Raw genomic sequence first — 2,694 nt, forward strand, 5'->3', positions numbered from 1 at the left:
TCACCGGCAGGAACGGCCGGAGCCGTTCCCACTCCGCGTCTGACAGATCCCCGCGTTCACCCCGCCCCATGTTCGCAACAACGAGCGGATCAAACGACGGTCACATGATCGGCCGGACGGCTCCTAGTCCGGATGACGTCGACCAAGGCAAGCCCTCGCCCGAGCCCTCGGAGCTCGCCTGCCGTCTGGCTGGTGTGACACCGCAACGTGCGGTGTTCGCGGGCGCCGCACAAAGGACTTACTCGACGTTATGCGCGGGAGCCAGGGGATACCCCATGGGCGGACGAAGAAGCAAGGACACATGGAAATGAGGTTCACATGCAGGTGGGATACAAACTCGCGGCGGAGGCGTTCGGGCCGGCGGAGCTGGTCAGGCAGGCCGTGCTGGCCGAGGAAGCGGGATTCGACTTCGTCGAGATCAGCGACCACTACCACCCCTGGCTCGACAACCAGGGACACTCCCCATTCGCCTGGACAGTGTTGGGAACCATCGCCGCCCGCACCTCGCGCATCGGACTGGCCACCGGGGTCACCTGCCCCACCGTGCGTTACCACCCCGCCATCGTCGCTCAGGCGGCCGCGACGCTCGCCCTGCTCTCGGAAGGCCGCTTCGTCCTGGGCGTCGGCTCGGGGGAGCGGCTCAACGAGCACGTCGTCGGTCCCGGCTTCCCCGATGCGGTCCGTCCCCGGCACGACATGCTCAGGGAAGCCCTGGAGATCATCCGGCTGCTGTGGAGCGGGGGCTACCAGTCCTACGAAGGCACGTATCTGCGGATCCAGGACGCCCGGGTCTTCGACCTCCCCGACGAACTGCCGCTGATCGCGGTAGCCGCCAGCGGCCCGGAATCGACCCGGCTCGCGGCCGAGCTGGGCGACGGTCTCTTCGCCACGGAGGACAAGCCGAGCATCGTCCGGCACTACCGCGACGCCGGCGGCAGCGGCCCGTGCTACGGGGAAGTACCGATGGCCTGGGCACAGGACGCGCACACCGCGGCGCGCGCTGCACTGGAGACGTCGCGCTGGGCGCTGACCGGGTGGAAGGTCATGAGCGAGTTGCCCAATCCGGTCAACTTCGACGCCGCGACCACCACCGTGCGCGAGGAGGACATCCTGGAGAAGTTCGCCTGCGGATCGGACCCCAAACGCTTCGTCGAGGTCGCCCAGTCCTACATCGACGCGGGTTTCGACAGGCTGGTCATGCAAAACGCAGGTCCCGACCCCGACGGCTTCATCGACTTCTACCAGCGCGAGCTCGACGGGCGCATCCGACAGCTCAAGCCAAACACCACGAGTGCCTGAATAGAGGAACGCGAGGAATCCAGAGGAGTGCTGCCCAAGCTTCGCGGGGGCACCACGGCTTCGCGTGTCGACGCGTTCGGTGAGACGGTGCCGGCGGGTCTATTCTCGCGGCTGGCCTCTCTGTCCTTCCTCGCACGATCACGGGGCAATCGATGGCGGTCCTCTTCTTCGCCCTTCTTCGGGGACTTCAAGTGCGGCAGCGCGACAACGCTCCAAGGGGAACGGCATGGCGCGGGAGGCGTGGTGGATGGCTGCTTGGCGGTGGATAGTTCTGGAGTGGGGGGAGGTGCGCCGGTCTGCTCGTAGCGCGTTGGTGGAGGCGGGTCCTGAGCGGGACACTCTCGTCCAGTCACTGAAGGCCGCGGCGGCGGCGATCGCCGCGTGGGCGGTGAGCGGGTGGTGGTTCCAGGCCCCCATGGCCCTACTGGCTCCGTGGACGGCAATTGCGATGGTCGGCAGCACGGTCTACCAGTCGGTGCGCACGGGAGTCCAGCAGTTCGCCATCATCGCCCTCGGCACTCTGTGGGCGTCTGCGGCGATGGTCTTCACCCATGACAGGACCATGGCCGCCATGCTGCTCACCTTGCCGTTCATGATGCTGCTCGGGAACTACCGGCGCTTCGGAAGCCAGGGCATCTACGGAGCCACCACAGCGCTTTTCGTCATCACCGGTGGGGTGTCCAACACGTCCACGGTGGGACACCGGCTCCTGGAGACGCTGATCGGCGCGGTCATCGGTCTTGGGGTCAACGCCTTCGTTCTTCCACCCGTTCACCTGCGGAGCGTGCGTGACCGCCTCCTCCGTCTCGTGCGGGAGACGGAGGATGTGCTGGGCGCCATGGCGGAAGGACTGGGCACCGAGGACGGGTTGGACAAGTCGGAGGGCTGGCATCACGCGGCTGGCGGGCTGACGGTTTCGCTGCAGAACGTGAGCGAGGCCCGGCGCTGGGCTATGGAGGGGTCGCGGTGGAACCCTGGGGGCCGGCTGCGCCGCAAGGGCCCACAACCTCCGGCGTTCGCCGAGGATGCCCGGTGGGGACGTGTCTGCACCCGCGTCCTGGCTCTCACCCGCACCCTCAAGGGGCTCAATGACGACAGCGAACTCCTCCCGCCGTCGCCGGACTTCTTCCGGCTGCTGTCCGAGGTGCTGGACCAGGCCGGTCACGTTTGTGCCGTCGAGAGCGAGTTGCTCTCCGGCTCCGGAAAGGGAGAGCTACGCGAACGCCGCGACGCGGCGTTCCGGGAGGCATGGAGCGCCATCGGTTCACTGAGCTTCTTCGAGTTGGCCACCGATCGGGTGACGGTCCGTGAAGCGGAACGAGCGAGGCCCCCGGGCTGTTGATCGAGATGTCTGACGTCTCAATCACGTTGCTCGGGGGCCTCGTTGGTCGTCCA

2 protein-coding genes are annotated in these 2,694 nt (G+C 67.2%); both read left to right on the forward strand.

The features are described 5' to 3' along the window. Positions 1-318: 318 nt before the first annotated feature. Positions 319-1,299, forward strand: coding sequence for a TIGR03557 family F420-dependent LLM class oxidoreductase (locus tag IE140_RS35645; RefSeq protein WP_150197121.1), 981 nt, complete (start codon positions 319-321; stop codon positions 1,297-1,299). 226 nt (positions 1,300-1,525) lie between these two features. After that, positions 1,526-2,641: an FUSC family protein gene (locus IE140_RS35650; RefSeq protein ID WP_150197120.1), complete on the forward strand. Its 1,116-nt coding sequence runs from the start codon at positions 1,526-1,528 to the stop codon at positions 2,639-2,641. Positions 2,642-2,694: the final 53 nt, after the last annotated feature.

It is taken from the genome of Streptomyces parvus, from assembly GCF_014648875.1.
GTDB classification, from domain to species: domain Bacteria; phylum Actinomycetota; class Actinomycetes; order Streptomycetales; family Streptomycetaceae; genus Streptomyces; species Streptomyces parvus.